The 26,882-nt window shown below is 45.6% G+C and carries 16 protein-coding genes; 6 read left to right on the top strand and 10 right to left on the bottom strand.

Features of this window, described 5'->3' with window-relative positions; translation table 11 throughout:
• Positions 1-32 precede the first annotated feature (32 nt).
• From ACFQ0C_RS05585 to ACFQ0C_RS05560, 6 genes are all read left to right on the top strand, one after another.
• Positions 33-536, top strand: coding sequence for a GNAT family N-acetyltransferase (locus tag ACFQ0C_RS05585; protein WP_379364750.1), 504 nt, complete (start codon positions 33-35; stop codon positions 534-536).
• 78 nt (positions 537-614) lie between these two features.
• A complete protein-coding gene (locus ACFQ0C_RS05580; protein ID WP_379364748.1) occupies positions 615-1,865 on the top strand; it encodes a PASTA domain-containing protein in 1,251 nt (416 codons plus the stop codon).
• 200 nt (positions 1,866-2,065) lie between these two features.
• On the top strand, positions 2,066-3,013 hold the full coding sequence (locus tag ACFQ0C_RS05575) for a metal ABC transporter solute-binding protein, Zn/Mn family (RefSeq protein WP_379364746.1): 948 nt from the start codon (positions 2,066-2,068) through the stop codon (positions 3,011-3,013).
• An 89-nt stretch (positions 3,014-3,102) separates the two neighbouring features.
• Positions 3,103-3,873, top strand: coding sequence for a metal ABC transporter ATP-binding protein (locus ACFQ0C_RS05570; RefSeq protein WP_379364744.1), 771 nt, complete (start codon positions 3,103-3,105; stop codon positions 3,871-3,873).
• A gap of 5 nt (positions 3,874-3,878) precedes the next feature.
• Entirely contained in the window at positions 3,879-4,844 is a 966-nt protein-coding gene (locus tag ACFQ0C_RS05565; RefSeq protein ID WP_379364742.1) for a metal ABC transporter permease, read from the top strand.
• Positions 4,841-5,725, top strand: coding sequence for a metal ABC transporter permease (locus ACFQ0C_RS05560; protein WP_258212892.1), 885 nt, complete (start codon positions 4,841-4,843; stop codon positions 5,723-5,725). The genes ACFQ0C_RS05565 and ACFQ0C_RS05560 overlap by 4 nt, the downstream gene beginning before the upstream one ends.
• Before the next feature lie 99 nt (positions 5,726-5,824).
• Here ACFQ0C_RS05560 and ACFQ0C_RS05555 read toward each other — a convergent pair whose 3' ends face one another.
• From ACFQ0C_RS05555 to ACFQ0C_RS05510, 10 genes are all read right to left on the bottom strand, one after another.
• Entirely contained in the window at positions 5,825-7,678 is a 1,854-nt protein-coding gene (locus ACFQ0C_RS05555) for an S-layer homology domain-containing protein (RefSeq protein WP_379364740.1), read from the bottom strand.
• Positions 7,679-7,759: 81 nt separating this feature from the next.
• Positions 7,760-12,736 carry a pectinesterase family protein gene (locus ACFQ0C_RS05550; protein ID WP_379364738.1) on the bottom strand — a complete coding sequence of 1,659 codons (4,977 nt, stop codon included), beginning with the start codon at positions 12,734-12,736 and terminating at the stop codon, positions 7,760-7,762.
• A 23-nt stretch (positions 12,737-12,759) separates the two neighbouring features.
• The gene (locus tag ACFQ0C_RS05545; RefSeq protein WP_379364735.1) at positions 12,760-15,201 is read right to left on the bottom strand and encodes a hypothetical protein; all 2,442 of its coding nucleotides are present in this window, start codon (positions 15,199-15,201) and stop codon (positions 12,760-12,762) included.
• 552 nt (positions 15,202-15,753) lie between these two features.
• A complete protein-coding gene (locus tag ACFQ0C_RS05540; RefSeq protein ID WP_379364733.1) occupies positions 15,754-16,863 on the bottom strand; it encodes a Gfo/Idh/MocA family protein in 1,110 nt (369 codons plus the stop codon).
• A gap of 202 nt (positions 16,864-17,065) precedes the next feature.
• Positions 17,066-18,328 carry an extracellular solute-binding protein gene (locus ACFQ0C_RS05535; protein ID WP_379364731.1) on the bottom strand — a complete coding sequence of 421 codons (1,263 nt, stop codon included), beginning with the start codon at positions 18,326-18,328 and terminating at the stop codon, positions 17,066-17,068.
• Between the two features lie 25 nt (positions 18,329-18,353).
• On the bottom strand, positions 18,354-18,803 hold the full coding sequence (locus ACFQ0C_RS05530) for a MaoC/PaaZ C-terminal domain-containing protein (RefSeq protein ID WP_258212886.1): 450 nt from the start codon (positions 18,801-18,803) through the stop codon (positions 18,354-18,356).
• A complete protein-coding gene (locus tag ACFQ0C_RS05525) occupies positions 18,800-19,960 on the bottom strand; it encodes a CaiB/BaiF CoA transferase family protein (protein WP_379364728.1) in 1,161 nt (386 codons plus the stop codon). Before ACFQ0C_RS05525 ends, ACFQ0C_RS05530 begins: the two co-directional genes overlap by 4 nt.
• Positions 19,961-20,002: 42 nt before the next feature.
• Entirely contained in the window at positions 20,003-21,154 is a 1,152-nt protein-coding gene (locus ACFQ0C_RS05520; protein ID WP_379364726.1) for an ABC transporter substrate-binding protein, read from the bottom strand.
• A gap of 371 nt (positions 21,155-21,525) precedes the next feature.
• Positions 21,526-25,413 carry a hypothetical protein gene (locus ACFQ0C_RS05515; RefSeq protein WP_379364724.1) on the bottom strand — a complete coding sequence of 1,296 codons (3,888 nt, stop codon included), beginning with the start codon at positions 25,411-25,413 and terminating at the stop codon, positions 21,526-21,528.
• A 66-nt stretch (positions 25,414-25,479) separates the two neighbouring features.
• Entirely contained in the window at positions 25,480-26,835 is a 1,356-nt protein-coding gene (locus ACFQ0C_RS05510) for a four-carbon acid sugar kinase family protein (protein WP_379364722.1), read from the bottom strand.
• Between the last annotated feature and the right edge of the window lie 47 nt (positions 26,836-26,882).

Here is a 26,882-nt window from a genome sequence, read left to right as displayed (position 1 = left end):
CTTAATCAATATTAATAACTAGGGAGAGTTTTATGGAAATTCAAAAAGTAAGCATAGAAGACTATTCGGCCATAATCACCCTTTTCAAGGAGGTTAAGGCTGAATTAAACAAGCAGCGCAACGATCAATGGAAGTGGCTCTATCCCAATCGTTCTACTCATAAAACAGATATCAAGAATGGAACTATGTACGGAATCAAAGAAAACAATAGTTATGTAGCAGCGATTACGCTCGATGATTTGCAAAGTGAAAAGTATAAAACCTTAAGCTGGAAAGACAATGAAGGAAAAGCTTGCTGCATTCATAGACTTGCCGTTCATCCCAAACAACAAGGCCGGGGCCTTGGCAAGAAATTGCTGCACTATGCTGAACATCTGGCTCACAATCAAGGATATACAAGTGTACGGATTGATGTCTACCAAACTAATGCGGCAGCCGTCGCCCTTTATGAAAAAAATGGATATGAAAAAGTTGGAGAAGTCAGGTATCCTCTTAGAAAACATTCCTATATTTCAATGGAAAAGCAGTTTACATGAAAAAATTCGCCCCCATCATCCCAAAATTGATACTCCTTACGAATAATATGGTTAAGTAAGTATTAAGGAGTGATTCGTATGAAGCCTGTCTCCAACCGGTATACACGGGAGGAACTCATTATTCCTCTGGACAACGGCCTTTTATATAGAGGTAAAGATTTATCGCTGCAAAGGATTGTTTTCATTTATGCCGTCCCCCATCAAGGTCAACCCGATGCCCAAGCCTACATTCATCAAATAGGAAACTCTGTTCAAATCACGAATAGCGCACCCTACATGCATGTATTTGATGTGGAAATGGATCAGAGCCATATCTATATTATTATGAAATATATAAAAGGAAACCCGCTGCAGCAGGTCATGCTTAATCATACCTTCACCTTTCAGGAGGCGGCAGCCTTCGTTACTGGCATGGGTCAAACCTTGATGGAAATCGCGGAGGACCGTCCGTTGAACTTTTCTATAAGCCCTAACAACCTGTGGGTAAGCGATGAATTACAAATTTCATTAATCAATACCTGGGACCAATCCCATCACAAGCATCGCTTGTCTAAGGAGCTCAGTGGTGTACTTTACTGTCTCGTAACTCAAACCGACAAGCTGCCTGCCGATACGGAAGCTCTGAGACACGGCCTGCAAAACTCACAGCTGCTGGAGGAACTGTCTCTATCACAGAAAAAAGCAGTGGTCACTGCCATCATCCACGCATATGAGGAGCGAATCTCTGCCCTTTCCTTTATTCAAAATCTCAAAGAACTGTTTCATGCGCCCAATGAACAGGAAAGTATCGAAGATCCTGATGATTATGACCTGGCTCCAAGCCAATCCCCTAAAGTCATGGTTCTTGGTACTTTGTTTACGACGCTCAAGCATGTTTTTTTTCGCAAGCTGGTGTGGAAACGCATTTCTTTAACCCTTTCTTTGGCTCTGCTTAGTGCAGTAGTATTTATTGGCGTGTTCGCTTATTTGATCGAAACTACCGGACATAAGGAATCTAACTCTAAATCCACTTTAGCCAGTTCCACGGGCAATCAACAGCAGACACCCCCGTCCGTTGTTAATAAGCCCCAACCAGTAGAAATTAAAAACACCAAAGAACCCGTGGTACCAGAAAACGGGAGCAATGTCGTCGTACCCGTCCTTACCGGCTTAACCAGAGAAGATGCGGAAAAACAGGCTTTGGCCTACGGACTCCGCTATACATTTTATATAGAGACGAACCCTTTAGCCGCAGGGACTGTGTTCAAACAAGAGCCTATGCCCCATGAAGAGGCAGCCAAAGGAAGCCGAGTTACTTTCTGGATAAGTAAAGGCTCCGCTGCCCCTTAATTTTTTTTGCAAAAAATGTTGCACAAAGGAAACAAATTTGTATATAATTAAAATAAAGGTGCGAGGGAAATTTTTATTGCTTATCACAAATATTTAGGCATGAGACAACTTTCGTAAGGCATATTTTCAAATACTATGGATAGATGTTCTACAAGAGAGGCTTCATTACTAATGACAATGACTAAGGGGTGTATAATTTCATGAATTACAAGGTCAAGCCTGCTTTTACAAGATTTTTTATCACACTCGCGTTTTTGTCCCTGCTGCTGCTGACTACTGCATGCTCCACACAAACAAGCGGTGAAATGGATGGAAAATTAAAGGTAACAACGACGATAGGCATGATAGCAGATGTTGTGAAGCAGGTGGGCGGCGATCATGTGGCAGTAACCGGTCTAATGAAGTCGGGGGTGGACCCCCATTTATACAAAGCATCCCAAGGGGATGTGAAGAAGCTGGAGCAAGCTCAGATTATTTTCTACAACGGCCTGCATCTGGAAGGTAAAATGGTCGAAATCTTTGAGAAAATGGGCAGCGAAAAACCAACCGTAGCTGTATCGCGTAACCTTCCGGAGAAACAACTTCGCGGCTGGGAGGGCGGCGAGGCCTCACATGACCCGCATATTTGGTTTAATGTGAAGCATTGGATTTCCGCAACGGAGGTCATACGTGACGAATTAAGCAAAGTGGACCCAGCCAATGCGGCCAGCTACAAGAACAATGCGGCAGCGTATATGAAACAGCTGGAGGAGCTGGACCAATATGCGGCGAAGCAGATTGCCTCCATTCCTGAGAACCAGCGGGTGCTTGTAACAGCTCACGATGCTTTCGGATATTTCGGTGATGCTTACGGAATCAAAGTAATGGGGCTTCAAGGGATAAGCACAGCATCAGAATACGGCTCGAAGGATGTAACGGATCTGCGGGAATTTCTCGTAAGCAATAAAATCAAGGCTGTGTTCGTTGAGTCCAGTGTGCCTAAGAAATCGATCGAGGCCGTTATACAAGGAGCCAAGAAGCAGGGCCATGAAATCAAGATTGGCGGAGAGCTGTTTTCCGATGCTATGGGTAAAGACGGCACGACCGAAGGGACTTACATCGGAATGGTCCGGCATAATGTTGACACCATTGTGGGTGCTTTGAAATAAGATAACTTACCGAGAGCCCAGAAAAACATCAGGAATGAAGTTAACAGCCCCCATGCAACCACATATCAATTACAAAGGAGATGTGCCTCATGAAGTCTACGAAGCAAGCCCCATTGACCATAGATAATTTGACCGTAGCTTATCAAAATAAACCAGTACTACGGGATATCGGCTTTGAAATTCCCGAAGGCAAGCTGATTGGCATTGTCGGTCCTAACGGAGCTGGCAAATCGACGCTCATCAAGGCAGCTCTTGGCCTTATTCCCCGGGTAACCGGCAGCGTGTCCATTTATGGCAAGCCGTACACGGGGCAGCGTAAGCTGGTCGGCTACGTGCCGCAGCGCGAATCTGTGGATTGGGACTTTCCCATCAGCGCGTTAGATGTTGTCATGATGGGGCGGTACGGCCACTTGGGCTGGTTTAAACGGCCTGGAGCGAAGGAACGGAATATCGCCATGGAATCTCTGGAGAAAGTCGGCATGACGGACTTCGCCGGCAGGCAAATCAGCCAGCTATCAGGCGGCCAGCAGCAGCGGATTTTTCTTGCCAGAGCGCTTGCCCAAGACGCTATGCTCTATTTCATGGATGAACCGTTCGTTGGCGTTGATGCCGCAACGGAGAAAGCAATCATAACTCTGCTGAATGAGTTGAAAAAGCAAGGCAAGACCGTCTTGGTTGTGCATCACGATCTGGCAACCGTGAGGGAATATTTCGACTGGGTTATGCTGCTGAATGTACAATTAATGGGGATCGGACCCACTTCCCAAATTTTCACCAAAGAAAATTTACAGCAAACCTATGGAGGTCGCTTGACCCTTCTATCCCGGGACGATGATGCTATCATCGTCAGCACGAGGTGAGCCCCATGTTCGATATCAATTGGTTAGAGCTGTTTCTCGATCCCAATACTCAATGGATTCTACTTGGTAGTGTGCTGCTCGGCTTGAGCAGCGGCGTCCTCGGCAGCTTCGCTTATTTGCGCAAGCAAAGCTTAATGGGCGATGCGCTGGCTCATGCTGCGCTTCCCGGTATATGTATTGCTTTTATGCTTACCGGCTCGAAATCAATTTTCTTCTTTCTGATCGGGGCTGCTGTAGCCGGTTTGATTGCAACCTTCGGAGTCGGGTTCGTAACAAGGAATTCACGGATTAAACAAGATTCCGCACTCGGCATTGTGCTGTCCGTCTTCTTCGGTCTAGGCATTGTCCTGCTTACCCAAATTCAACATAGCGATAGTGGCAACCAGAGCGGATTGGATAAATTTCTATTCGGGCAGGCGGCCTCCATGGTTCAATCCGATGTCATTGTTATGACGATTGTGGCGCTCGTTCTAGTGCTGGCTTGCACCCTCCTGTTTAAAGAGTTCAAGCTGCTCAGCTTCGATTCCGGCTTTGCCAAAGGACTGGGCTATCCGGTTGCTTTTCTCGATCAGCTGCTCATGTTTCTGATCGTTGTTGCTGTCGTAGTTGGCATTCAAGCGGTAGGTGTCGTGTTGATGTCCGCTCTGCTAATCACGCCTGCTGTTTCAGCCCGCTATTGGACGGAGCGGCTCGGTGTAATGGTCGTTCTAGCCGGCTTCTTCGGAGCCGTTAGCGGCTTTGTCGGTACATTGATCAGTACGACAGCCAATAATTTACCTACAGGTCCGCTGAGTGTGCTTGCAGCAACCTCTTTATTTCTGATCTCGGTTATATTCGCACCGCGCCGTGGGGTACTATCCAAAGTGCTAGTAAGGCTAAAAGTTAAGAAAGCGGTGCTGCAGGAACAACGGGATACTGTCATGGTTGTAACGACTTCAGCAGTAACTTCGAGCAAGGAGGCACAATCATGAATGACTTTTGGATATTGCTGACAGCGGCGCTGGTCGCCTGCTCCTGCAGCCTGCTCGGTTGTTTTCTCATCCTGCGCAAGATGGCCATGATCGGCGATGCGATCAGCCATTCTGTGCTGCCGGGTATTGTCATTGCCTTCTTGCTGAGCGGGTCACGGGATTCCTTCTGGATGCTGCTTGGAGCATCCGTGCTGGGACTTATTACGGTCTTTCTGATCCAATTGTTTCAACAGGGCGGTGTTCAGGCCGATGCTTCTATTGGGGTAGTGTTTACGGCATTATTCTCCATCGGGGTGGTGTTGGTTAGCTTATATACACGCCAGGTCGATCTGGACCTTGATTGTGTGCTGTACGGTGAAATCATACGCGTACCATGGGACACCCTCACATTTGCCGGAATGGATATCGGCCCCAAAGCTGTATGGGCACTCGGATTGGTGCTGCTGCTAAGCGCCGCGGTAATCGGCTTATTTTATAAGCAATTCAAGATTTGCTCATTCGATCCAGCCATGGCTGCAGCCGTTGGCATTCCGGTTGTACTGTTCCACTACGTTCTGATGGGACTCGTTTCTGTTACAACTGTGGCATCGTTTGAAAGCGTGGGTGCAATCCTCGTAGTTGGTATGCTGGTCGTCCCAGCTGCAACCGCCTACTTGTTAACGGAGCGCCTCGGCGTTATGATCGCCTACAGCATGATCATCGGTGTGATCAGCTCTACAGCCGGCTATTATATGTCCGTGCTGCTGGATGCATCCATCGCAGGCTGCATGATCACCGTAGCAGGCGTGCTGTTCATCATCGCGCTGCTGTTCTCCCCAAGCCATGGAGTGGTGTGGCGCAAGCTGAAGCAGCGCCGTGGAATGGCGGAAGAGGCGGTTTAGTGCAGTACAGCAAGCTTGTGGCATAAGTAAAAACGCCTTCCTCGTTCAATTCCGAACGAAAAAGGCGTTTTTTTATTTAGCTATTAAAACCCTACTCTATCAGTATTTATTGTAAATCCTGTGAAATAGAACCGCTGCTTCCGCTCTAGTAGCATTTCCTGTTGGGTTCAGCAGGTTTCCGCTGCCTTCTACCACACCAGCGCTTACCATAGCTGCAATATCATTGGCTGCATAAGCGGCAACCTCCGACTTATCTGTGAATGAAGCCAGATCATCCGCTGTACCTGACGAGCTCCATTTGCCCGCCTGCTTCAAAGCTCTGGATATAAGAACAATCATATCCTGCCTCGAAATTTGCTCTCGGGGGTTAAATTGATTATCCCCTTGCCCCTCAGCTAAACCTAATTGCTTGGCAACACCTACAGCCTTGTAATAATAATCGGCAGGTGCTACATCGTTAAAGTTTGAACTAATTGATGCCTCCAGCCCCAGCGATTTGGTCAACAAAATCATGAAATCAGCCCGGGTAATATTAGCTCCGGGATTAAAGGATGTATCTGAAACTCCTGAAATAATCCCTTTGGAAGCCATAACCTCAATTGATTTCTTTGCCCAGGAAACAGAACTTAGATCTTGGAAGCTTTTCAGATCATAGACAATAGCGTAACTGCTGAAATGGGACGTCTTGAATGTCACCATCCCGCTTGCGGCATCGTACCTTCCGGTTGGAACAGCCTGAGCGCTGCCCTGCTGGTCAATGTACCATACAACAATGTGCTCCGGATTTTGCAATTCTTCAGCTGTCGGCTGGTAAGGAACAGATACCGTAACCGAAGTGTTTGGATTATTGAACGGTATGACCTTGCCGTCAACGCTGATAGTTAAGTCGATGACTGGTCGATTGCCGATCTGGCTTTTAAGGGCGGTTGGTAAATCATTTTTGTCTTTTAGTCCGATAGTTAATGTAATCTCTTTAGCTGCTGACAGATCTATATTTTTCAATATATTGGGTTGTATAACAACAGTACCAATGTCAGTAGCTATCATTAAGTTTACATTCGATGAAGTGGATGAAAAGAAGTCTGCCGTCGCTTTTAAAGCGTACTGCTTGGCTCCTTCAACATCAGAAATAGTTACTGTGATGTTTTTCAGACCTTCCGCCTGAGCCTGCTGCAAAGCACTTGTATACTGGGCAGCATCCAGAGCTGCAGTGGCAACGCCGGTCGATGGATCCAGCTTTGCAGTTAGCTCAATCTGTGTTCCCACTTGACTAATTGGTACAGTTGGGGAAGGTGCGCCTCCACCTGAGCCTGAAGTAGGTGATGTGGAACTACTCGAATCACTCTGGATACTAAATGTTGTAATTTTAACGGCATCACCTTCAATGCCCCAAACTTTCACAGTGTAAACTCCGCTCCACCTTTGACTCATTGTATAGCTGAACTGATATGCTCCGTTTGCTCCGCTTTTCCCTTTATCCGTGTAGATAGCCTCATTCAAAGGGTTTCGAACCTCGACGTTGACTGTGTTTCCTTCTGTGCTGCCCATGTTGCCGGAAATGTTGATTGTTGTACCGCTGACGGATGCGTTGACAGTAACATTTTGAGTAGAAGCCACTTGAAATGTAGTAGCCGCAACCGCCGCACCATCTCCACCAACATTTACAATATAGGTTCCATTTACTTTATTATTTATTATAAAAGTAAATTGATAAGCTCCGTTTGCTGCGCTTAACCCTTGATCCAACTGTTGCATTTGATTATTAGGGTTCCTAACTTGCAGCGTCACGATTTTTCCAGGTGTAGAACCAAAATTCCCTGAAACCACCACTTTCCCAGTGATACTGTCGTAAGTTGCGTTTACTGTTGTCGGTGCTGTGGCAGCAGTTGCCACAGGAAGCATCGATCCGAAGCAAAGCAAGAACGATAGTAGGATTACAGTCCATCTTCTCAAGCATATTCCTCCCTAGGGTATGTACACGAGAGGAACAGCAATAATGCCGACCCTCGTGTCCCTTTCAATTGAACAGCTAAATTACTGTACAGTGACTACATTCGAAATCACTGTCTTATTTGTTATGTTGTTCCATACAAAAGCTTTAATGGTGTAGCCCATTATATAATCCGGTGATTTTAAAATGGCTTTTATTTGTTTGTTCGTACCTGCAGAGATGGATTGATCTAATAAAGAATACCGAACCATTTGGTCCTGCTGATTAAACATTGCTACAACTAGAACACCACTCTGATTGACTAAAGAATTATTCTGGACGGTCACATCTGTAACTACAGTTGTTGAATTACTTAGTCCAGTTAGTACGTTGCCACTGAGATCTTTTAGAGTAATATTTTTAACTGTAAACACTGCAGCGCCCCAATTTTTATTGTAGGTAATTTGATAAGTCTTCGAACCTGTATTTCCATACGCATCGATTCCTGATATTACGATCTCATTTATCCCCTCCTGCAAAGTTAACGGTACATTAAATAGAGTATCTGCCGATATGTTGAGATTGTTACTCACTGTTACTCCATTCAATTTGACAGTGACCGCAGCAGTTCTGCTGATCTTCCCTGCTAAATTAAAAGCCGACACATTAACTGAAGTAGGTATTGGTGATGCGGGTGTAAAGAGAACTGCTGATTTATTATAGGTAACCTGCAGAGTTTTAGAATTAACTACATTTCCATAAAGCTCACTATTCTTTGCAGAGATGATGATCGTGTTCATCCCTTCATTCAAATTAAGTTTATATGAAAATGATGCTCCTGCTTCTGCATATACAGAATCAACAACGGTAACCCCATTGTTAGTTACAGTTAATTGTGTTCTGTCTGCTACACTTCCTTTTATTGAGTAATCGGGAATATCCACTGCCTCACTTAAGGGGTTACTTATAGAGAAGAGTGCGGAACGAGTGAATTTCACATCGCTAAAGGAAGCCGCAGTTAAATAGTCCGAGTTGCTTGTCAATTTAGGAGCATCCACTGCCATACCTACATATACCGTATCTCCCATATCGATTTTTTTGGATCCAACCAGAGTCCAAGTGACACTATTATTTGATAAATAACCGTAAACTGTATTTTGGTCTCTTACTATCTTCAACCAGAAAGGGGCCTTAAGTGAGGAACTTCTTACTAAATCCTCACTATAGTCTCCTCCCTTAACATCTCGATGCAATAAAGAAATCTTTCTGCCGCTTGTTTCTACTGCCTTGTCACTAGTACCATCAGGGGTTAGAAAAAGTGCTGTTGTCTTAGCATCGGGATCAAGGCTGTCTCGAATCATTAGCCCTGCTTTAGTCCTCTCATCAATTTCAGAAGCAAAGCCAACATTTGCGATCATTTCAAAATTACCTTGAACCGGTTGATATACATATTGAAAAGAATCCGCCTTATTTCGAATATCTCCAGATCCTTTAACCATATATCTCGTCCCATTTAGACTTGCTGTTCCCGGGATACTCACTTGACCAATATCTTTGGAAATCCAAGGAGTAACATTATTAGGACCATTTACATAAATAATAACCACTGAAGATAATGTCATTACACCGTTATTGTCCACCGCCTTGGCATATACATAGTGCTCTCCTTCTGGAGCATTAGACCATGTAAACTCATAAGGCGCAGCCGCCTTTTCCCCAATTTTTTGATCACCGTCGTAAAATACTACCTTGGCGATGCTGCCATTTGTAGCATCTGAGGATGCATTCGTGGTAATCTTTATCGAATCATTTACTGTAAAAGCTTGATGCATCGATGGGCTAACAATGGCTATATTAGGATTTAGCGGTACTGCAACAACCAATGAATTGATATAATTTTCAAGATTCGTATAACCGTTACTGCTAATTAAAGCACCATCTGTCTTTAAGTTCGGATTTAAGCCGTGAGCTATTTCCCAAGAGTCTGGAATGCCATCCCCATCGCTATCGTTAGGAGCTACTGCAGAATTTAACTCAGGTAACCCACCATCACTTGCAATAGTGTTAATAAGTCTGCCCTTACCTAATTTAACATCATTCATAATCTTCTGATCCAGAGAATCACGTTTCGGAAGAGATGCCCCCGCACTTTGAAGCACTTTTTCGTAAGCTACTGTTGCCGTGTCCGTATTAACTGGTCCACCGATAGGATCTAATGCATCTGGTATAATCATAGGCTTAAGCTTACGGATAAATGTGCCATCTGGAGAAATCGCTTTAAAGCCCCCGCTGGAATTTTTAACCCAGTTGTCAGCTGTAACATCGGCCGCGCCTTCCATGAAATTGCCGTCGATATAAAAAGCTCCTCCTCCTCCTCCTATATCTGAGGGATTAATAATCCGGCTCTTGACCCCATCAAAAGTGCTAGGTCCTGGCTTATAATAGTTGTTGATCATATTGATTCCAACGGCCTGTTCCCCACCGTATGCAGAGTTTCCTCCCCAGTTATAAATGACGTTATTGCGATAATCAATTTTAGTAGGGAAGTTATCAAAATCAGTTTGTCGATCGAAACGCGGATTTCGGCTATTATGATTCACAATGAGATTATGGTGATAGGTAGCGTTCGTACCTCCCCATATTCCTCCATAGCCATGCGCTCCCTTATCATGGATAGACTGATTCAAGCTATCACTAATAATGCTCCATTGTACTGTAAAATTTTTACGATTCTTTACTGAAAAAGTCTCATCCGTACTCCAACTAAAGGAGCAATGATCAATAATTACATTATTTCCCGAAATATCAGCTGTATCACTTAATACTTCAATTCCGTTTCTAAATCGGATATACCTGACAATAATATCTTTACCTGTGTCGTTGTTTCCAAACTTAACCATATAACCACTGATAGCAATACCATCACCAGGTGCAGTTTGACCAGCAATAGTTATATTAGAATTTGTAATATCCAAACCTCTCTTCAAATTGATAGTACCCGAGGTTTTAAATATAATCGTCCTATTTCCTGAGCTGATGGCATCACGAATTGTTCCCGGAATAACTGCTTCACCTTTAGTAGTATCATAATCATTCAAATTATCTACTACATAAACTTCAGCTCCCCGTCCACCCTTTGTGTACATGCCCGCCCCCTCTGCACCAGGAAATGCAGGTACTCTAGGCTGCTCATTTGGATCAATTTTAATCGTCACTGTTTGAGCGGTTGTAGCGATTTCTGAGTTATTGACATAACGGTATTGTATGTTACTTGTACCCGGTTGACTTACTTGAAATTCTGCAGCATAAGTAGTCCATGGACCACTATTGATCCTATACTGAACTCGATTTTCCTCCGGAAGTTCCCCGTTAACTTCCATGTAAATTATAACTGGCTTAGTATAAGAACCTAATTGTCCATCTGGAAGAGCTGGAGCCACCTTGGAGGTTACTTCTGGAAAAATCTTCGGAATAACAATTTTTCTTGATGGATCCCATCCTTCAAATATTCGTGGGATTGTCAAATTACTCGCTTCTTGCGCTGACATCTGTGAAGACATCTTGCGAGTTGTTGGACTTGCACCAGGTCCCATACTGTTATATTCAGACAAGTAATAAGTGCTTAGTCCTTCGGTCATCGGAGTCCAGCCATCCACATGAATATGATCATCCATCCAAGTATTGATATATCGCACAGTTGGCTGATCCTGCCATGGACGACCCAAGTAATGTTTGCCTTTCGTAGAATTATCTTTCATAAGGCGAGAATTAATAAAAACTAGTCCGGGAACGTCCCCGTTCGGATTTTTTGTAGCAGCTGCAGTCACATACCCTCCCATGTCCGAGGAATCGGATGAGTTGACGCTAATAGCATCCACATGATCGAATATAGCAGCAGTCGCAGGACCATAAATAAAATCAGTACGGCCCTTGATTTCACTGTTATGATAGTATTGTCTGCTTTCTTTAGTATCGTAAGAAACTCCTGCGTAAAGGGTATCCTGATAGCCTACAATTCTCACATTATCAAAAACTACTTGATCTGAAGCAACTAGCACAGCAAGTGCTCGACCATTCTCTGCTTTGGAATTGTTTTCAATTGTCAGGTTCTCAGCGCTAAATTGATTTGCCGTGCTGATCTTAGGATCACCTACGGATAGAGTCGCAGTCTCGAGCGGTTGTAACAGAGTACTTTTATTGATTGGATTCACCGTTTTTTCTGAATCATTATAAATGATCTTTGTTTTATCTCTACCAGCCCCCACTAAGCTTACAAAAGGAGCTTTAATAGTTATTTTTTCCTGATAGGTGCCTGGTTTGATGTAAATAACTTTGCGGCTCGCATTAGTAGAGGGAATTGTTGCAAGCGCATCGGTAATATTAGAGTAATCTCCGCTACCGTCCTTAGATACAGTAATCACTGTGGCAGGCACAACTATAATTTCTTCTGAATTTTGGCTGAGACCACTTAAATTCAAAGCTGATACTACATAATAATATTGCTTCCCGTTGGTGACTGATGCATCTTTATACACAGTAGCAGTCAGATTACTTCCGACTGGGGAGTATGGACCACCGCTTGCTTCACTTCTAAGTACTGTGTAAGATGTTGCATTTAGTGCCGCCGACCATGATAGTTCGACGCTGCCGTCATTTGCAACCGCTGAGAAATCTGCTGGAGCCAAGGGAGCCCCTGCGGTCGATAAATATGGAGTTGCCTTAATTTGATTCGAAATGATACTCTCTGTTGCTGAGCCAACAGCTGTGACCACATAGTAATACATGGTGCCATTAACAACAGAATTATCCGTATAACTTGGGCTCACAATATTACTAGTATTAATGGTGCTATAAGGTCCGCCGTTAACAGTGCTGCGTTTCACATTGTATGATGCGGCACCTATTACTGGATTCCAAGATAAATCAACGGCAGCATTACCAGAAACAGCTTTTAATTCTAATGGACTTGCTAATATGGAGGATGTTTGGGCAGTTGTCGCTGCTCCAGCACTTTGTAAATCAAATAAAAAGATATTTAGACCAAGCAGTAAGCACATCCCTATATGCAGGGCTTTTTTCATTTCATAACCTCCTTAACCATATATTATTGCAGTTGGACTTCATCCGATAATGGCTTCATTCCATTCAGGCTGTCCCAAATAAACGCCTTCATATGATAGCCGGTTACATTGCTCGGTAGAGTAAATCCTGTTATTAGTGTCTTTGTTTCTCCTGGTTCAAAATCAGCAATAACACTGGAATAGTTAAGCATGGAATTGTTTCCATCGTACAAAACAAACCATAGCGTAATTTGTTTGGTTGACGCTGATGAATTAGTCACTTTTCTTTGTGCCAGAATATCCTTCGATGGTGATAATGCATTAGAAAGATTTCCATTTAGATCATAAGTTGCCGCTTGCCCTGCCCAAAATATATAGTTGATTAAATAATTAACTGCTCTAACATTTCCAGCAAGATCTGCAGATGAAATTTCAACCTGGTTAGATCCTTCCGCTAAGTTTAGCGGATATGAAAAAGGCTCATACGCAGCTTTTACAACAGAATCTGCTATTTTTATACCATTGTGTTTTACAGTCAGTTTAGCTGCCTTGCTTACAGAACCTTGAATAATATAGACAGCATCTTTAACTGCAGCTGGAGGTGTTGAAATGCGAATTTCCGGTGAAATTAAATCATAATTAATGACTACCGTTGACTTCTCTGAAAGTGTAGAATTATCTCGAGCAGCGTAAACTTCGATAAGGTTGGCTCCTGGCAGCAAGTTCAAATTTACCTTAAATTTATTATTTGGCAGAAATTCCTTGTACAACGAGACGGCACTTTGGTTCTGATAAACAGACAATGTAACATTTTTAGAATACACATTATCACTTATTGAACCTGTTAAAGAATACGAAGGAGAATTAACCCATTCTTTTATAGGGTCCAAAGTCAAACCAATCGCGGTACGCTTAACCATTACGAAATATCCTGCGTTTTTACCTGCTTTAAAGTCATTATAGTTGTTATACCCCATGGTCACTTTCTTGCCTGAAGCAAAATCTTTTTTGTAAATTTTAAATAAGTACGCAGTCGCCGCATCGCTCATTTGTATTGTGTCTCCTGTGTCAGTCCAGTCTGACAAAAACAGAGGAAGCGTTGTTTCAAGTATATCTACTGCCACATACACAGTAGCATCGTCTTTAACAGTGAAATCTGCAATATCTGGGAAAGCAGTACCGTCAGCTGCATTAGGATATGTCATTGTATCGGCTTGTGTTGTTCTAATCCAGTCCATACTCGTATATTTAGCTGGAATAGATGTAAACCTGATAGTTTTATCTGCAAATGTCAAATCGCCAACATTCATCCCTGAATTAATAGACCATTGGTTTGCATTGTAGTTACTATATGCGGTGACAGTTCCAATCACACTACTAGCTGGTGTTTGGATCGGTGTGCTTGCATAAGGAGTACCTTCAAATTCGAATATCTCACCTTCGTAGTCTATTTTATTTAACTCATCCCTAGTTACTACAGAGAAACCTATGACATAAGTCTTACCATTTGTTAAGGGAACTGATTTTTTCTGTATGGGGTCATAATAACTGGAAGCACTAGGACCAGGAATATTGTTGCTAGTAAATGCGTTCTCTGTGAAGTTTGCTGTTGCAGAGAAATTATACCAATCCGCTTGTCCCTTTTCCTTTATCCTCCAGCGATATTTTGAAGCCCAAGTATAGGACTCAGAGAAAAATGCGATCTTTGTGTTTCTCCCTACAACACTGATAACAAGAGGAGCTTTAGGGTATGGATTAAATGGAATACGTGTAACTTTTATTCCACGTACATACAAATCGCCATTTGCAGCTGGGGTAGCGATTGATATTTTTTTTAGATCATAGACGTTATTAGTATTTTGCCTAGCCTTAATTAATTTACCGTCCAGCCATATACTGAATTTTTTAGTTACTGTGTTAAGCTCTATTCTCATGGTATACCATTGATTCAGATTATAAGGGGTAGCTAGATCTGTCGGAGCCGTATCTGGAAAATACACAATACCTTTCGATGTATCCAATCCTGCATTAATCAGATTCGTTGCTCCACCCCCAGGAGGACTGAACAAAAGTATCCTGTCTTTCATCTTAGTGGTTCCTTTTTGCATGAAAGTGATCTCTGTTGAAATAGTACCTGTCAAAGTTTCACTAAAGGTCTTGCTGATTTGGAATTCAACACCGCTTCCAGCTCCTTTAACACTAAGATGAAGTGCTTTTTCATTTGTAACTGGATCAACTTCCACATTAGCAGATCCCTCACCTGCCGAAAGAGTTGAATAATCGAATCCGAGTTGCGAGGCTGATTGTCCATCAAAGGCTTGAGTAAAATCTTTGTTAAAAACCGTTACAGGATCATAAACACTATCTGCAACTGATGATAAAGATCCAATATCTGCAGCCGATGCAGGTGTTACCCACATCCCGCCCCCAAAAAGGGCATTCAACAAAAGCATAAAACATAAAACACGTGCAATTTGATTACGCAAAATAAAAGGCACCTCCAAAGAAAAAATAGGTTGCATGAAATAAATTTCTGGCGCTTGATCCTAATGGAGCAAAAAGGCTTGACCTATGTATCAGCAAAGCGATCGATTGGACCTGATGTTAGATGAATTATCACTTTAGATTAAATTTTCACAACCTTTCCATCTTCCCCGATGCTGAATCTTAATCTTCTATCACCCCTTTCAATAGAGAACTTTAGTGCGTTATTCTTACACAACATGTAATCGCTCTCATTTAATCTGTATTTCAGTATACTCCCTAGGACTAAGTATTAATTAGCACTTACAACGTGCAACCGCTTCCAAATTTTGGTTTACATATACTTAACTAAATAAAATTCCCGATCTTATGTTGACTATATTACAAAAAAATCCCCGCATCATAGGTTGATCCCTTCTAATTTATAGGTTATTCAATCCATTTCCACGTAAAAAACCACTCATGCAGAATCAGAATCACGACAAGACGCTCGTTCATGCTTTGTAATTAATGACACACAAAAACGGCCGGTATCCCTACCAGCCGCATTCCCATTAAATATCCACTTCCTCCAAATAAACCGGACGATTCTCCGTCATCGAGCGATACGCAGCAAAAACAGTCTGTAAAGTAGTCAAATTATCCAAAATGCTGTTCTCCGGCTCACGATTCTCTTCAACAGCCCGCATCAACTCACCCATCGTCCCCATGAAAGCATGAGGGAACCATCTACCTTCCAATGAAGGCGAGTAGAGTCGCCCCGCTTCCAAGCGATTGCTGTAAAAGCTTATCGTATCCTCTTGCCCAGTCGGATAATTATAGAGCGCTCCGTTAGTCCCGCTGATGTTGCCTTCGGTCCCTTCGAAGCGGAACGTAGCATACCAGTCATCCTGGGGCATATGATTGTTATGATTATCATGGATAAGACCGCGGGCTTCACCCGGAAATTTCATATGGATCATCGTACGGGTTTCGCCTTTATAAGGCTGACCAGGAAACTTGGATCCATCCGCGTATACGTACTCAGGGCTCAGCCCCAGCACGTAGCGGACTGAATCTATATAATGGATGCTGTGATACATCACTTCAAGCGTAGGGATCTGTACAAGCCATGGCCAATTTTCCCATTGCGTATGAACATTGACTTGGATCGAAGCTTGCAGCGGTGCTCCAAGCCAACCATTCTTAACTATAGAGCGGCTTGCTTGAATGCCGGGAGACCAGCGCATCTGCTGATTGACGGCGGCCTTAATGCCATAAGCAGCACAGGCTTCCACCAAAGCCTTCGCTTCACCATAAGTTTCAGCTAACGGCTTCTGGCATAAGATATGCTTGCCTTGTGCCGCTGCTTGCTTAGCGACTTCTGGCTGATATTTAGCCGGAACCGCTATATCAACGATTTCAACCTCAGGATGCTGCAGCAGAGCTTGCAATGAAGCAAATACCACCATGGAAGGATATTCCTGAGCGGCTGCTTCTGCTTTGGTTCTGTCCAGATCGTAAATACCAATGACACGAAATCCAGCCATCCGATATGCAGGCAAATGTGCGTGAACAACTATCTCGCCGGCGCCAACGATTGCAATCCCTTTTGATTTATCCTGAGGCATCTGTGGTTTATAGTCCAGGTTGATAAATCTATCACCATCATGAACTAGGCTCATTAGTATCTCCTCCATTAAACTCAAAAGTCATATTACGGTCCAAAAGTCTACCCGCGTGATGTCCTTTTATGCACCAATCATCGCTCCGTATATTGACTCATGTTTCTATTCAAGCCATTTTCCTTACATGTGTCCCTATGTTCATGCTTCCATTCGCATCCCCCAGCCACTTATTCATTTTCAACTATCCAGTCATCCGTCATCAGTAGCCGCCTTTTTTCAAAATATTGTGCACTTGTCCGGCAGCCCTGCCCAGCGCCTCAGCTACGGTGCATCGAAGATTCAAAGCATCATCTACCATCTGTGACAGCACTTCGTTTATCGCAGGATATTCGGGAATCGGCAGCGGACTGTTGACATTTTGATGCACAGTCTCTATATTTCTGTAATATGGAAATTGCTTGCGCACCTCATCGTCTCTCCATGTGGATAAACGTGTCCCGTTACCTCCGCACATCGAAGTCGCCTTATCCATCGCGGCAGATGCCGTTTCTTTAATGAATTGGTAAGCCATAGCTTGATGCGTGCTGCCTGCCGGGATACCAAGTATCCAATAAATATTGAGCGACATGTGGCGTCCATCCGGCCCATCACCTTTTGGAATTAAGCCTGTGCCTACTTTCCCAGCAATTCTGGACATGCTCGGCATTTCTGCAACGGCAGCGAAGCCTGCCCAGTTCCACATCATAGCTACGCTTCCTTGAGCAAAATAATTACCACTCTTAACACTATCCATTCCCAAAGCTTCCTTAGGCACAACTCCATGTTTATGAATCAAATCAACCAAAAATTGCAAAGCCTCCTGACCGATACTCTGATGAAAAACCGGCTGCCAATCACTCGAAACCAACTCACCGCCACGGCTCCAGAGCTGGATTAGAAAATCGTACACATTATTATGACCATCGGGATAGGACGCTGTTAATGCACCATGCATTCCCTCTTCCGGTCTGGTGAAAAATCTCGCTGCATCTACGAACTGACTCCAAGTCTCAGGCACTTCCAGCGGATATCCATATTCTTTATAAAAAGCTTCCTTCTCCACCTGATCGTTAAATAAATCACTCCGGTAAATAAACATCTCCGGACCATCATGGTACGCTATACCATAAATGCTGCCGTCTTTATCCGTTTGCAGCCCTCGCATACTGGAAGCCCAGGCCAGAGGCCACCCTTCAGGTGGATCTGCGTGAAGAAACTCATTCAGCGGAACCAACAGTCCTTGCTGTATCGCTTCCGGCAGCCAATCTGTGACGCACAGAAATAAATCATGCGAATCGGAAAGTGCTTCCTTCCCTGCAATCATGCGATCATATAAACGGTGAATTTCCTCAAACTCCCGCTCAATATCCCATCCGGTTAGATTTTTGAAGTAGCTTGCCTGAACCCCGAAAGAAGCTTCAAACCCGGCAAACTCCCGTGAAATCAGCTTCAGTTTGTGACTATTCGCATCTATTGTCTCCATTCATTCCGCCTCCGGCCCACTAACTTTAGGTCTGCTGTTGTTTTCTTACCATTAGTAAATGGTCACACACCAATACGGTTTCACCACGTTGATTAAATGCTTCACATCGCTCGCTTACGATACCGAATTCCTGCCTTTTAGGATGATCCTTCTTTTCATGAATAGTCGCACGGACTTTGATTGTATCCCCGATAAAGACGGGCTTTACGAATCTCAATCGGTCATAACCGTACGAAAATGCCTCGGGATTCACCTCTGCCGCCGTCATCCCAACTGCTACGCTAAAAATCAACGTGCCATGTGCAATACGCTGGCCAAAGTCCTGCTCCTTGCACCACTCTGCATCCATATGATGCGGATAAAAGTCACCCGTCTGCCCCGCATGCATCACGATGTCTGTTTCTGTTATGGTTCGGCCAAAAGACTCCCGAGCAGACTCAAGCTCATATTGCTCAAAAAACTGCGATCGAATCATGCGTTTAATACCTCCGCCTTGATTTTATCATTGTGCTCCCCGATTTTTGGCGCTCCTACAGCAGAAGTAAGCAAGCCGCCATCAATACGTATAGGACAGCGTGTCGTTGTAAGCGCGGCCCCACTGCCGTTCACCGTTTGCTGAGTCATGTTCAGAGCCCGGAATGCCTCATGTTCCAATAGCTGCTTCCAATCCAGAACTTCTGCACACCAATAATCAGCAGGCTCCAGCCGGGCTATCCAATAGGCTGTCGACTGGCTTTTTAGATGATCTCTTAGAATCCCCTTAATCTCATCTCTGTGCGAGAACCATGTGGAAGGCTCATGAAAAGTACCCAGTGCGGCGCATTCCAGCAATTGTCCCAGTTTGATGACAGATCCCATCGCCAAAGCGAGATAACCGTCAGCAGTTTGATAAATACCATACGGTGCCCCTAAATAGGCGTTGGCATTGTTTACCGTGCTTCGCTCAGGCAGCTTGCCACCATCGTTCATATGAGTGGTAAGTACCTCGAATTGAAAATCGAGAATGGATTCCAACAGGCTTACCTCTACATGCCCACCGATTCCCTTCACCCCACGCCTTACTAGGCAAGCAAGAATGCCCTGCACCAAATGAGCGCCTGCAAACATATCCGCAATAGATAGCCCGAAAGGAACAGGCGGCTGATTCGCATCTCCATTAAGCCAAGTTAATCCCGAGAGCGATTGGACCAATAAATCCTGTCCGGGCTTGCCGTTCCATGGACCTGTTTTCCCATAACCCGTAATTTCCCCATAGACAAGACGCGGATTCCATTCACGAACGGCTTCATAATGCAGCCCCATCCTTTCGATCACGCCTGGACGGAAATTTTGGATCATCACGTCGGCTTTTTCTATCAAAGCGCGGATCAGCTTAAGATCCTCAGGATTTTTCAAATTGGCTGAAACACTCTCTTTATTCCGATTGATGGAGTGGAACAAGGTGCTATCCCCATCCAGCTCCATGTTGGAAATATACAAGCTCCGGCATAGGTCACCGCCATCTGGTCGTTCTACCTTGATAACTCTTGCTCCGAGATCCGCCAGCCTTAATGCCGCGGAAGGGCCTGATAAAAATTGGGCAAAATCAAGCACAAGCAAGCCCTCTAAAGGTCTGAAGCCCGCTGCTGTCATAGGTGTCGCTCCTTTGTGAATTCTATTTGATTCTATTTGATTCTATTTGGTTCTATTTAAGGACTCCCGATACAAGCTGTTCATCTGCTCCAGAATAAGCTTGTGATCGCCACCGTGCATCATATAGTCGCGTACGTAATCCCCTGCATGATCCTGAAAATGCAAATAGCCGTTATACCTTGGTCTTACATAAGCTTGGTCCAGAGTCGATAGTGTATTCGCAAAATACTGCCCGGATTGGCGATTATTGTCTTCATCCGTCCATGCTTTTCTATGCCCCGGCTGGCCTCCGCTTGCTGTATACAGGGTTTGCTGAATCTCAGGGGATGCAGCAAACTTGGCATAGCCCAGTGCCTCCGATTTGTACTTACTGGATGCTGATACAGCAAGGCCTGTACCTCCAAGCGTTGAGCGCAGAGGGCCATTATCCTTATATGCAACCAACCCGCCAAAGGACAGTCTATGCTTGCCATAACCCGCACGTCCATAGTTGGAATACCCATAGGCAAAGGGACAATAGGCTACATGTTCCTGCTGCGCCATGACTTCATATACGGCAATTGGATTCCATCTGAAAATATCCGTACTGCAAAGTGACGCCAGCTCCCGCAGCGCTTCCAATGCAGCATACCCGATTTCGCTCGAAACTACCTCTTCTCCACTTGTGAATGGTGCTTCCCCATTGGCTAAGGAGAACATATAAAAATTCATAAGGCTGTCAATCGGAATAGCCGGGAATGCTACGACTCCTTTACCAGCCAGCTGAAGCAGTTGATCCCAATTCGCAGGAAGCTCCAGCCCTTGCTGCTGAAAAAGATCGTCCCGCCATGAAGCAACCGGCGTTGCAGCGTCAATGGCGAGCGCAGTTTGACTGCCGTCGAATTGATAGCTCGCATGAGATTGTCCGACGGAATTTGCAGCCTGATCGCGCATGTAATCCTCAGGCAAGTACTCATTTAACGGTAGAAGCACACGCGAATCTGCTGCATAGCCCGCCCAAGGATGATCAATGACAAGTAAATCATATTGATCAATTAGTGCTTGAATCGGTAAATCCGCGAATTCCTGCAAGGATCGTTTATCCCACTGAATCGTCACGTTCGGGAACAGCTCCGAGTACCGCTGCGATGTGGCTACCATGGGAAGATATCCCCTTGTGTGATTCCATGTGATGCCGCGAAGTAAAATGCTCATTTCAAGCCTCCTACAGATTAGGATAAAAGTGATCTGGCACATGCAGCCATTAACGCATGTACAAGGATCACATATGATGGCACATGGGTTGGAACTAACTGGAAAACCTCCCGCTAATCTGATTAGTTTTACCCACCAGTCGCATATAGATGGATTTTCCGGAGCTAACTTGGCAGCTTTCACCACTAAGAGGTGTTTTCACACTAATTAGAGGTAGTTTTTCCAGTAAGATGCTCCTAAATGGTACTGAAGACAAAATTAGCGGGATGTTTTCCAGTTCGTGCTGCCATCTGCTGCTATATAATTGGGATCAGCTTTTAAGCAGAAGGCTAGCACTAAAAACTACCGACTGATTCCAATATTCAGCCGATTTAATCCTGACTACCAGCCACAATGCGAACAGGCCCGTACAAACCTCCGCTTGGGAACCATTGCTCCCAGTTTTGTTCCTCCTCATGTCGCCCTTGGTTCCAGTAGGTCACATCCGTATTGCCGCCAACAAGACTAGTGGGTCTGCCGACTTCATAGTATGTGCCTAATGTATTAGTCACGCGAATTCGAAGCCGGTGCATCCCTTCCGGCAAGTCAGGGAGTGCGAAACGGTAGGGTCTCCACAGCCTGACGCCTAACGGCTTAGCATCAATCCATGCTTCTGCGGTCCCACGCACATGACCCAATTCAAGCTCGGCGCCAGACCCGGTCGATGCTGATACCTCGAAGTCCGTCTCATATTCGACGGCTCCGCCATGGTGTGGCAAACATAGAGCTGTCCGCCAATCGCCTAATGCCCCTTCTGCCGGAACCGTCTCGAAGCGGATCGGTGCGAGCAGAACTGCCGCTTCCGAATAGGGCCCGTTCGGCACTATTCTTACAGCCGCTATGGCTCCAGCCGGTTGTGGAGCAAATTCGGCGCTGCCTCCTTTGGCTGCTACTTCAGAGCCATTGATCCAGACACGCATCTCACCTGCGCATTGAATATGCAGCCTCGTAGAACCAACAGGCATCGGAAAACGGAGCCAGACTGGTCTGCCGAGAGAGGCAGGTTCAGCCGAAAATGACAGCGGCAATGGATCAGGCACAGAATCCGGCATCAACCAACCTACCTGCGGAAGTGGATGTGGTCTGGCAGAAATCCATAGCGACTCGGTCTCAGCAAATTGAAGGATGGAAAAATGATGAATTCCAGGAATACCTCCCTGCTCATCCGACCAGTCACTTCCTGTGCAGAAGGAAATGGACTGCCCATTAAGCAGCTCAATCAGTCCGTCTGCAAATACCTCCCCCTTGCCCTCCGGCAGTACAAATCTGATTTCGTTAACGCCATACCGCCACATAGCCGTAATGTCCACTTCTTCCTGCCCCTGCCGGATATACGGGTTGAAGTCACCGTGCTCCGTTACCTTGATTCCGTTCACGTATAGGATAGCCCGACCACGGGCGGCAAACACAATTCGAACCCTCTTGTATGGCTGCTCAGAAGGACAATTGATAGGCTTGCTCAAGCTTGATTGCGGATTCGGTTGACGGGTAAAGAGCCATTTGGGAAGCTGTGGATGCGCCAAGCTATTCACTTCAACGCCTGCTCGCATTAAGCCATTGCCAATAGCCTCAAACCTTAACAGCAGCTCATTGCTCCCTTCCCACAATTCAATCCAAGCTGTACGCTCCTCCGGCCCCCCAATCCATTCAATCTCCTGACCGTTTATCGATCCGGTAACATTGGCGTTGCTTTCAGTCCGGATCCAATAGCTTCCTCCCTTGGGGGCAGATACGTAAGTTTTTGCCCATACAAGCTCCCTCTTTTTAAAGCTGCCGAGATTGAGAAACCTGCGAGGAACGCGTCCCATTCGTCCTGCCCAGGAACGCATAGTAAGATCCCCGAATACGTTGCTGTAAACTTTGGGATTGGAACGGGATTCTTCGTATTGTTCTCCATCGCAAATTTGCCAATAGGTCGATTCGCTCCATAATCTTGTTAGCCATTCAGATTCGTCAATTTCCGGCTTATGCCAGCCTTCCTTTTCTCCGTCGGTAAGCTCACTTTCCATACGGACACTCATACTGCGGCGTTCTATCGGCATAAACTGACTTGTATCTCCATGTAAATCAAAGTCCCCATACCGATTGTCCAATGTAGATTCTGCGCGGATTCGCCAACCTTTTTCGGGAAGTACTATCGTTTGCTCAGAGTCGCCCTCCGTACCGGATTGACGGACTACTGCCGGAAACAAGCGAGCAGGCTGGTCTTCGAGTTTGGCTATTACTTTCTCTGCTCCTCCAAGGTCATCTTCATCCACACAGACGATCAAAGCCGCAGGCCACGATGCAAAAGGTACCTCAACCTCTATCCACTCGCCTTCACGCTTATATGTGATAGGCTCCGTGTTTCCATGTACCGGATCCCAATATTGGGGGGTGCGAGCTGTTCTTAAACGGTATACAGCTGAGGCTGGTAAAATGGTTTTTGGAGTCGCTGGTTGATGCATCGATAATAAAGTGCCCTTCGCAGGAAGCAGCAGGAAAACATCGGTATCCTCCGTTTTTCGGCACAGTGACTCGCCCGGTCCGTCCACTCTTTTGGGGATCCGAGCTTCGATCCATGCAGCCGCCTCCTCTGCGGTATCCACGTAAATGGCGTGGGCTAAGTCCCGCTCCTCTTCCGGCACATTAACGGCAATAACAGAACCACCCTGGTTTAGCCAAGCTTCAATACGCGTTCGAGCCTCTTCATCCATGACCGTCGTTCCACATAAAAGCAGCACTGAGAAGCGCTCATCTGCGATTTTTAGCTTAGAACCTTCCAGTTCCGATTTATGCAAAGCGCTGTCATCTGTTATATCAAAATCAATCTGGGCCTGCCGAAGCACGCCAAGCTGTTTTTGCGAGCGCCGATTCGAGCTGCCGGTAATGTTACGGTAAACGCTTTGAATATGCGTTACTCGCTCATGTGATTCCCGATTCGCTACACCCATTGGATGCTCGTTAACTTTGCCATCGGACAAAGACAAATATCCGCATACTGCATACGAAGGGTAATGGACGGCTACATCGCATACATGAGATCCCTCGCTCAGCAAAAAGCAGGCCCGGCTAATCGTATCCGCAAAAACCGGGTAATGCTCAAAATAAGGCTGACGCCATCCCGTATCCGGCGGTGCCCATTCCCACCAGCCTCCTCTTGTGCTGTAATAAACAGCGTGCGGACTGTATACCGTAGCGCCCGCTTGAAACCAGGGAAGCAGCCAATGCATCGTTTCTTCCAATGTCCCACCCCAACCGCTGGAATGGAATGATTCCAAAAATACCCGCGAGCCCCCGTGCAGATGAACCATCGAAGAGTGGGGCTTGATCTCCCCATCCATATCGGTTCCTGGAGCATTATACCAGCGATGAGTCCTGAAATAATCCAAATAGATCCTCTGCGCCCCATTAGGATCGGCTCTTCTCGCTGGTCCAGCCTGATCACAGCAAATAAGCATTCCCCGCTCGCGATGCCATTTGCCAAGCGGTATAAAAAAAGATTGCTCGGCAAGCTCAGCCGCGAGTCGGTATACCCGGCGCCGCACCTGCTCCGAACCGGGCAATGGATCGAACAATGCTGGCAGATGTGGAGCCAGCTCCTCCTGAAAGCGCTCCCTATATTGAGCGGACAATTCAGGGGTCCATAAGGGAAGCGGTGGAAGCTCATCTTGAAAGCTTCCTGCTATTGTTTTGCCTAGATCGTGAGGAAAGCGCCGCTCTATTTCACCATGAACCCGGTCAAGCAGCTGCCCTGTGGCACGGGGATCCAGCCAATTGAAGCCCTGCCGTACGGAAGCGTATGTATGCTCGTTTGTTGCAAAGAGGACCACTGATGACTCCGGAAGCTCTTCCTCCGGTAAAAATCTGCGAAGCTGGTAACCGGCCATATCCGGGGACTCCGTGACGATACGAGCAGGCATATTCGATCCGGAGAACCCAATTTGGTCATAAAACCAAAGATACATGCCGAGCCGCTCTGCTTCACGTAAAGCAACCTCGAACATGCACCACCAATCATCGCTGGCATACACAGGACGGTCACTCACAGAACCGTACTGGGGACCCGTAGGTGCCAAATTGATAATACCAATGTTGCGTAAGCCGCCGTCACGGAATTTTTGCATTTGCCAACGAATCCGTTCTTCCGTCACTTCCTCGGCACTCCACCACCAGAAGGGGACCGGCCCAAAACGCGGATTCGCTTGAGCGAAACTTTTTTTCAATTGGTGTATGTTCATTTTCGTTATCGCCTTTCCCTTCCAAATCAATCGAAGACTGCACCCATCATCTTGTATCCTTGAAACTCAAGCCCTCCCTGTCCGCACCTGCTCAAAAAAATGTGACGGTCCAACCTGGCCGCCTTTTAACACAATCTCCAAGCCATCCAACCGTTCATCCTTCGAGAACATCCTGCAAAGAGGCCCTCCAGGAACAATCGGAGCGATCATCTCCAAGGCGTAGCTATCCAGCTTGCTTATTGCAAAGCCAGACGTATCTCCCCCTGCGAAAACAACACGCTTTAGGCCTGTCTTCAAAATCAACTGCTTGGTCATCTCACCTAATCGCTCGCCAATCATTTGTCCGCTTGCAGCTGTTTCACGCTCTTCATCATTCAATCTCTGCTGTACATGTCCAATCGACGTATCATTTGGCCCTAAGGCTGTATATAGAATTACATTTTTTCCAGCACGAAGCAGCTTTTCCGCTTGCTCCAGCAAAGCCGAAATCCCCTCAATCTCCTCATCAAACAAGAACTCCTCGGATATCCGAATTCCCGCATAGCCATGAGCCAGCGACCATTCGATCTGAGCTTGTGTTACTGGAGAACAGCTGCCGGACACTACGAGAATACGATCAACCGCCTCTGCCATCATATTAGGCAGCTGTGTTGGAAGCAATCCATTTTGCTGCCAATAAGAGACAAGTGCATACTCCACGCCTGATGAGCCGACTACAAACAATTGGCTGGCATCACTTTCTTGCATTAGCAAGCTTCCGATTTGAGTGAGGTGGTTTGGGGTCAATACATCGAATAGCAAAATATCCGGTTTACTCTCGATTAGCTCCTTATACCTCTGCTGCAATAACAAGGGGTTTAAATCCAAATCTAGCACATTGATAAGCCCGATAGATTTGTTGGTTTGTTTCGCAAGATGAACCTTTAGATCTGCTTCATTCATAGGAGTAATAGGATGCTTGCTCATATTAGGATGCCGATCCAATCGAACGGTGCCTCCGTCCCCACCCATTGCCGTAAAATGATTTCCAAACACCGTATAACGCTTCAGTAAAGGACATCCTGCCACAACAGGAGTGTACCGCTGCTCTTGAAACAGCTCCGAGCCTATGTCGATCACTTTACCGATGCTGCCCGTTATTGGGGAAGAATCGAAGGTGGAGCATACTTTATAATGGGTAATGTCAGCCTTGAATTCACGAAGTGCCTGAAGCTGTGGCCGCAGCTTACGGTCCATTTCCTCTGGTCCCAGAGTTCGGCTCACGCCTGCAACACCAAAGCCGTCATAATGGGCAAACTTCTCATGCCACATCGCCGGATCAGGGACCTCCATAAATAAAATAATACGAAGACCACCTGTCGTCAGCGCCTCAAGAACATCCGTTGAGCCTGTAAAATCGTCTCCATAATAACAGATACGCATTCGTGTTTTCCTCCGTAAGCTGCTGGTCTCTTCCCTGCTTGCAGCTT

The organism is Paenibacillus sp. GCM10027630, from assembly GCF_042676305.1.
Classification (GTDB): Bacteria; Bacillota; Bacilli; order Paenibacillales; family NBRC-103111; genus Paenibacillus_S.
This window is presented reverse-complemented; position numbering and strand designations above follow the sequence as displayed.

Excerpts from the sequence above, each read along its gene's own strand:
- ACFQ0C_RS05550 (WP_379364738.1), bottom strand. The coding sequence starts at position 12,736 with ATGAAAAAAGCCCTGCATATAGGGATGTGCTTACTGCTTGGTCTAAAT.
- ACFQ0C_RS05530 (WP_258212886.1), bottom strand. The coding sequence starts at position 18,803 with ATGATTCGATCGCAGTTTTTTGAGCAATATGAGCTTGAGTCTGCTCGG.
- ACFQ0C_RS05560 (WP_258212892.1), top strand. The coding sequence starts at position 4,841 with ATGAATGACTTTTGGATATTGCTGACAGCGGCGCTGGTCGCCTGCTCC.
- ACFQ0C_RS05575 (WP_379364746.1), top strand. The coding sequence starts at position 2,066 with ATGAATTACAAGGTCAAGCCTGCTTTTACAAGATTTTTTATCACACTC.
- ACFQ0C_RS05570 (WP_379364744.1), top strand. The coding sequence starts at position 3,103 with ATGAAGTCTACGAAGCAAGCCCCATTGACCATAGATAATTTGACCGTA.
- ACFQ0C_RS05510 (WP_379364722.1), bottom strand. The coding sequence starts at position 26,835 with ATGCGTATCTGTTATTATGGAGACGATTTTACAGGCTCAACGGATGTT.
- ACFQ0C_RS05535 (WP_379364731.1), bottom strand. The coding sequence starts at position 18,328 with ATGGAGACAATAGATGCGAATAGTCACAAACTGAAGCTGATTTCACGG.
- ACFQ0C_RS05525 (WP_379364728.1), bottom strand. The coding sequence starts at position 19,960 with ATGACAGCAGCGGGCTTCAGACCTTTAGAGGGCTTGCTTGTGCTTGAT.
- ACFQ0C_RS05540 (WP_379364733.1), bottom strand. The coding sequence starts at position 16,863 with ATGAGCCTAGTTCATGATGGTGATAGATTTATCAACCTGGACTATAAA.
- ACFQ0C_RS05585 (WP_379364750.1), top strand. The coding sequence starts at position 33 with ATGGAAATTCAAAAAGTAAGCATAGAAGACTATTCGGCCATAATCACC.
- ACFQ0C_RS05580 (WP_379364748.1), top strand. The coding sequence starts at position 615 with ATGAAGCCTGTCTCCAACCGGTATACACGGGAGGAACTCATTATTCCT.
- ACFQ0C_RS05520 (WP_379364726.1), bottom strand. The coding sequence starts at position 21,154 with ATGAGCATTTTACTTCGCGGCATCACATGGAATCACACAAGGGGATAT.
- ACFQ0C_RS05565 (WP_379364742.1), top strand. The coding sequence starts at position 3,879 with ATGTTCGATATCAATTGGTTAGAGCTGTTTCTCGATCCCAATACTCAA.
- ACFQ0C_RS05515 (WP_379364724.1), bottom strand. The coding sequence starts at position 25,413 with ATGAACATACACCAATTGAAAAAAAGTTTCGCTCAAGCGAATCCGCGT.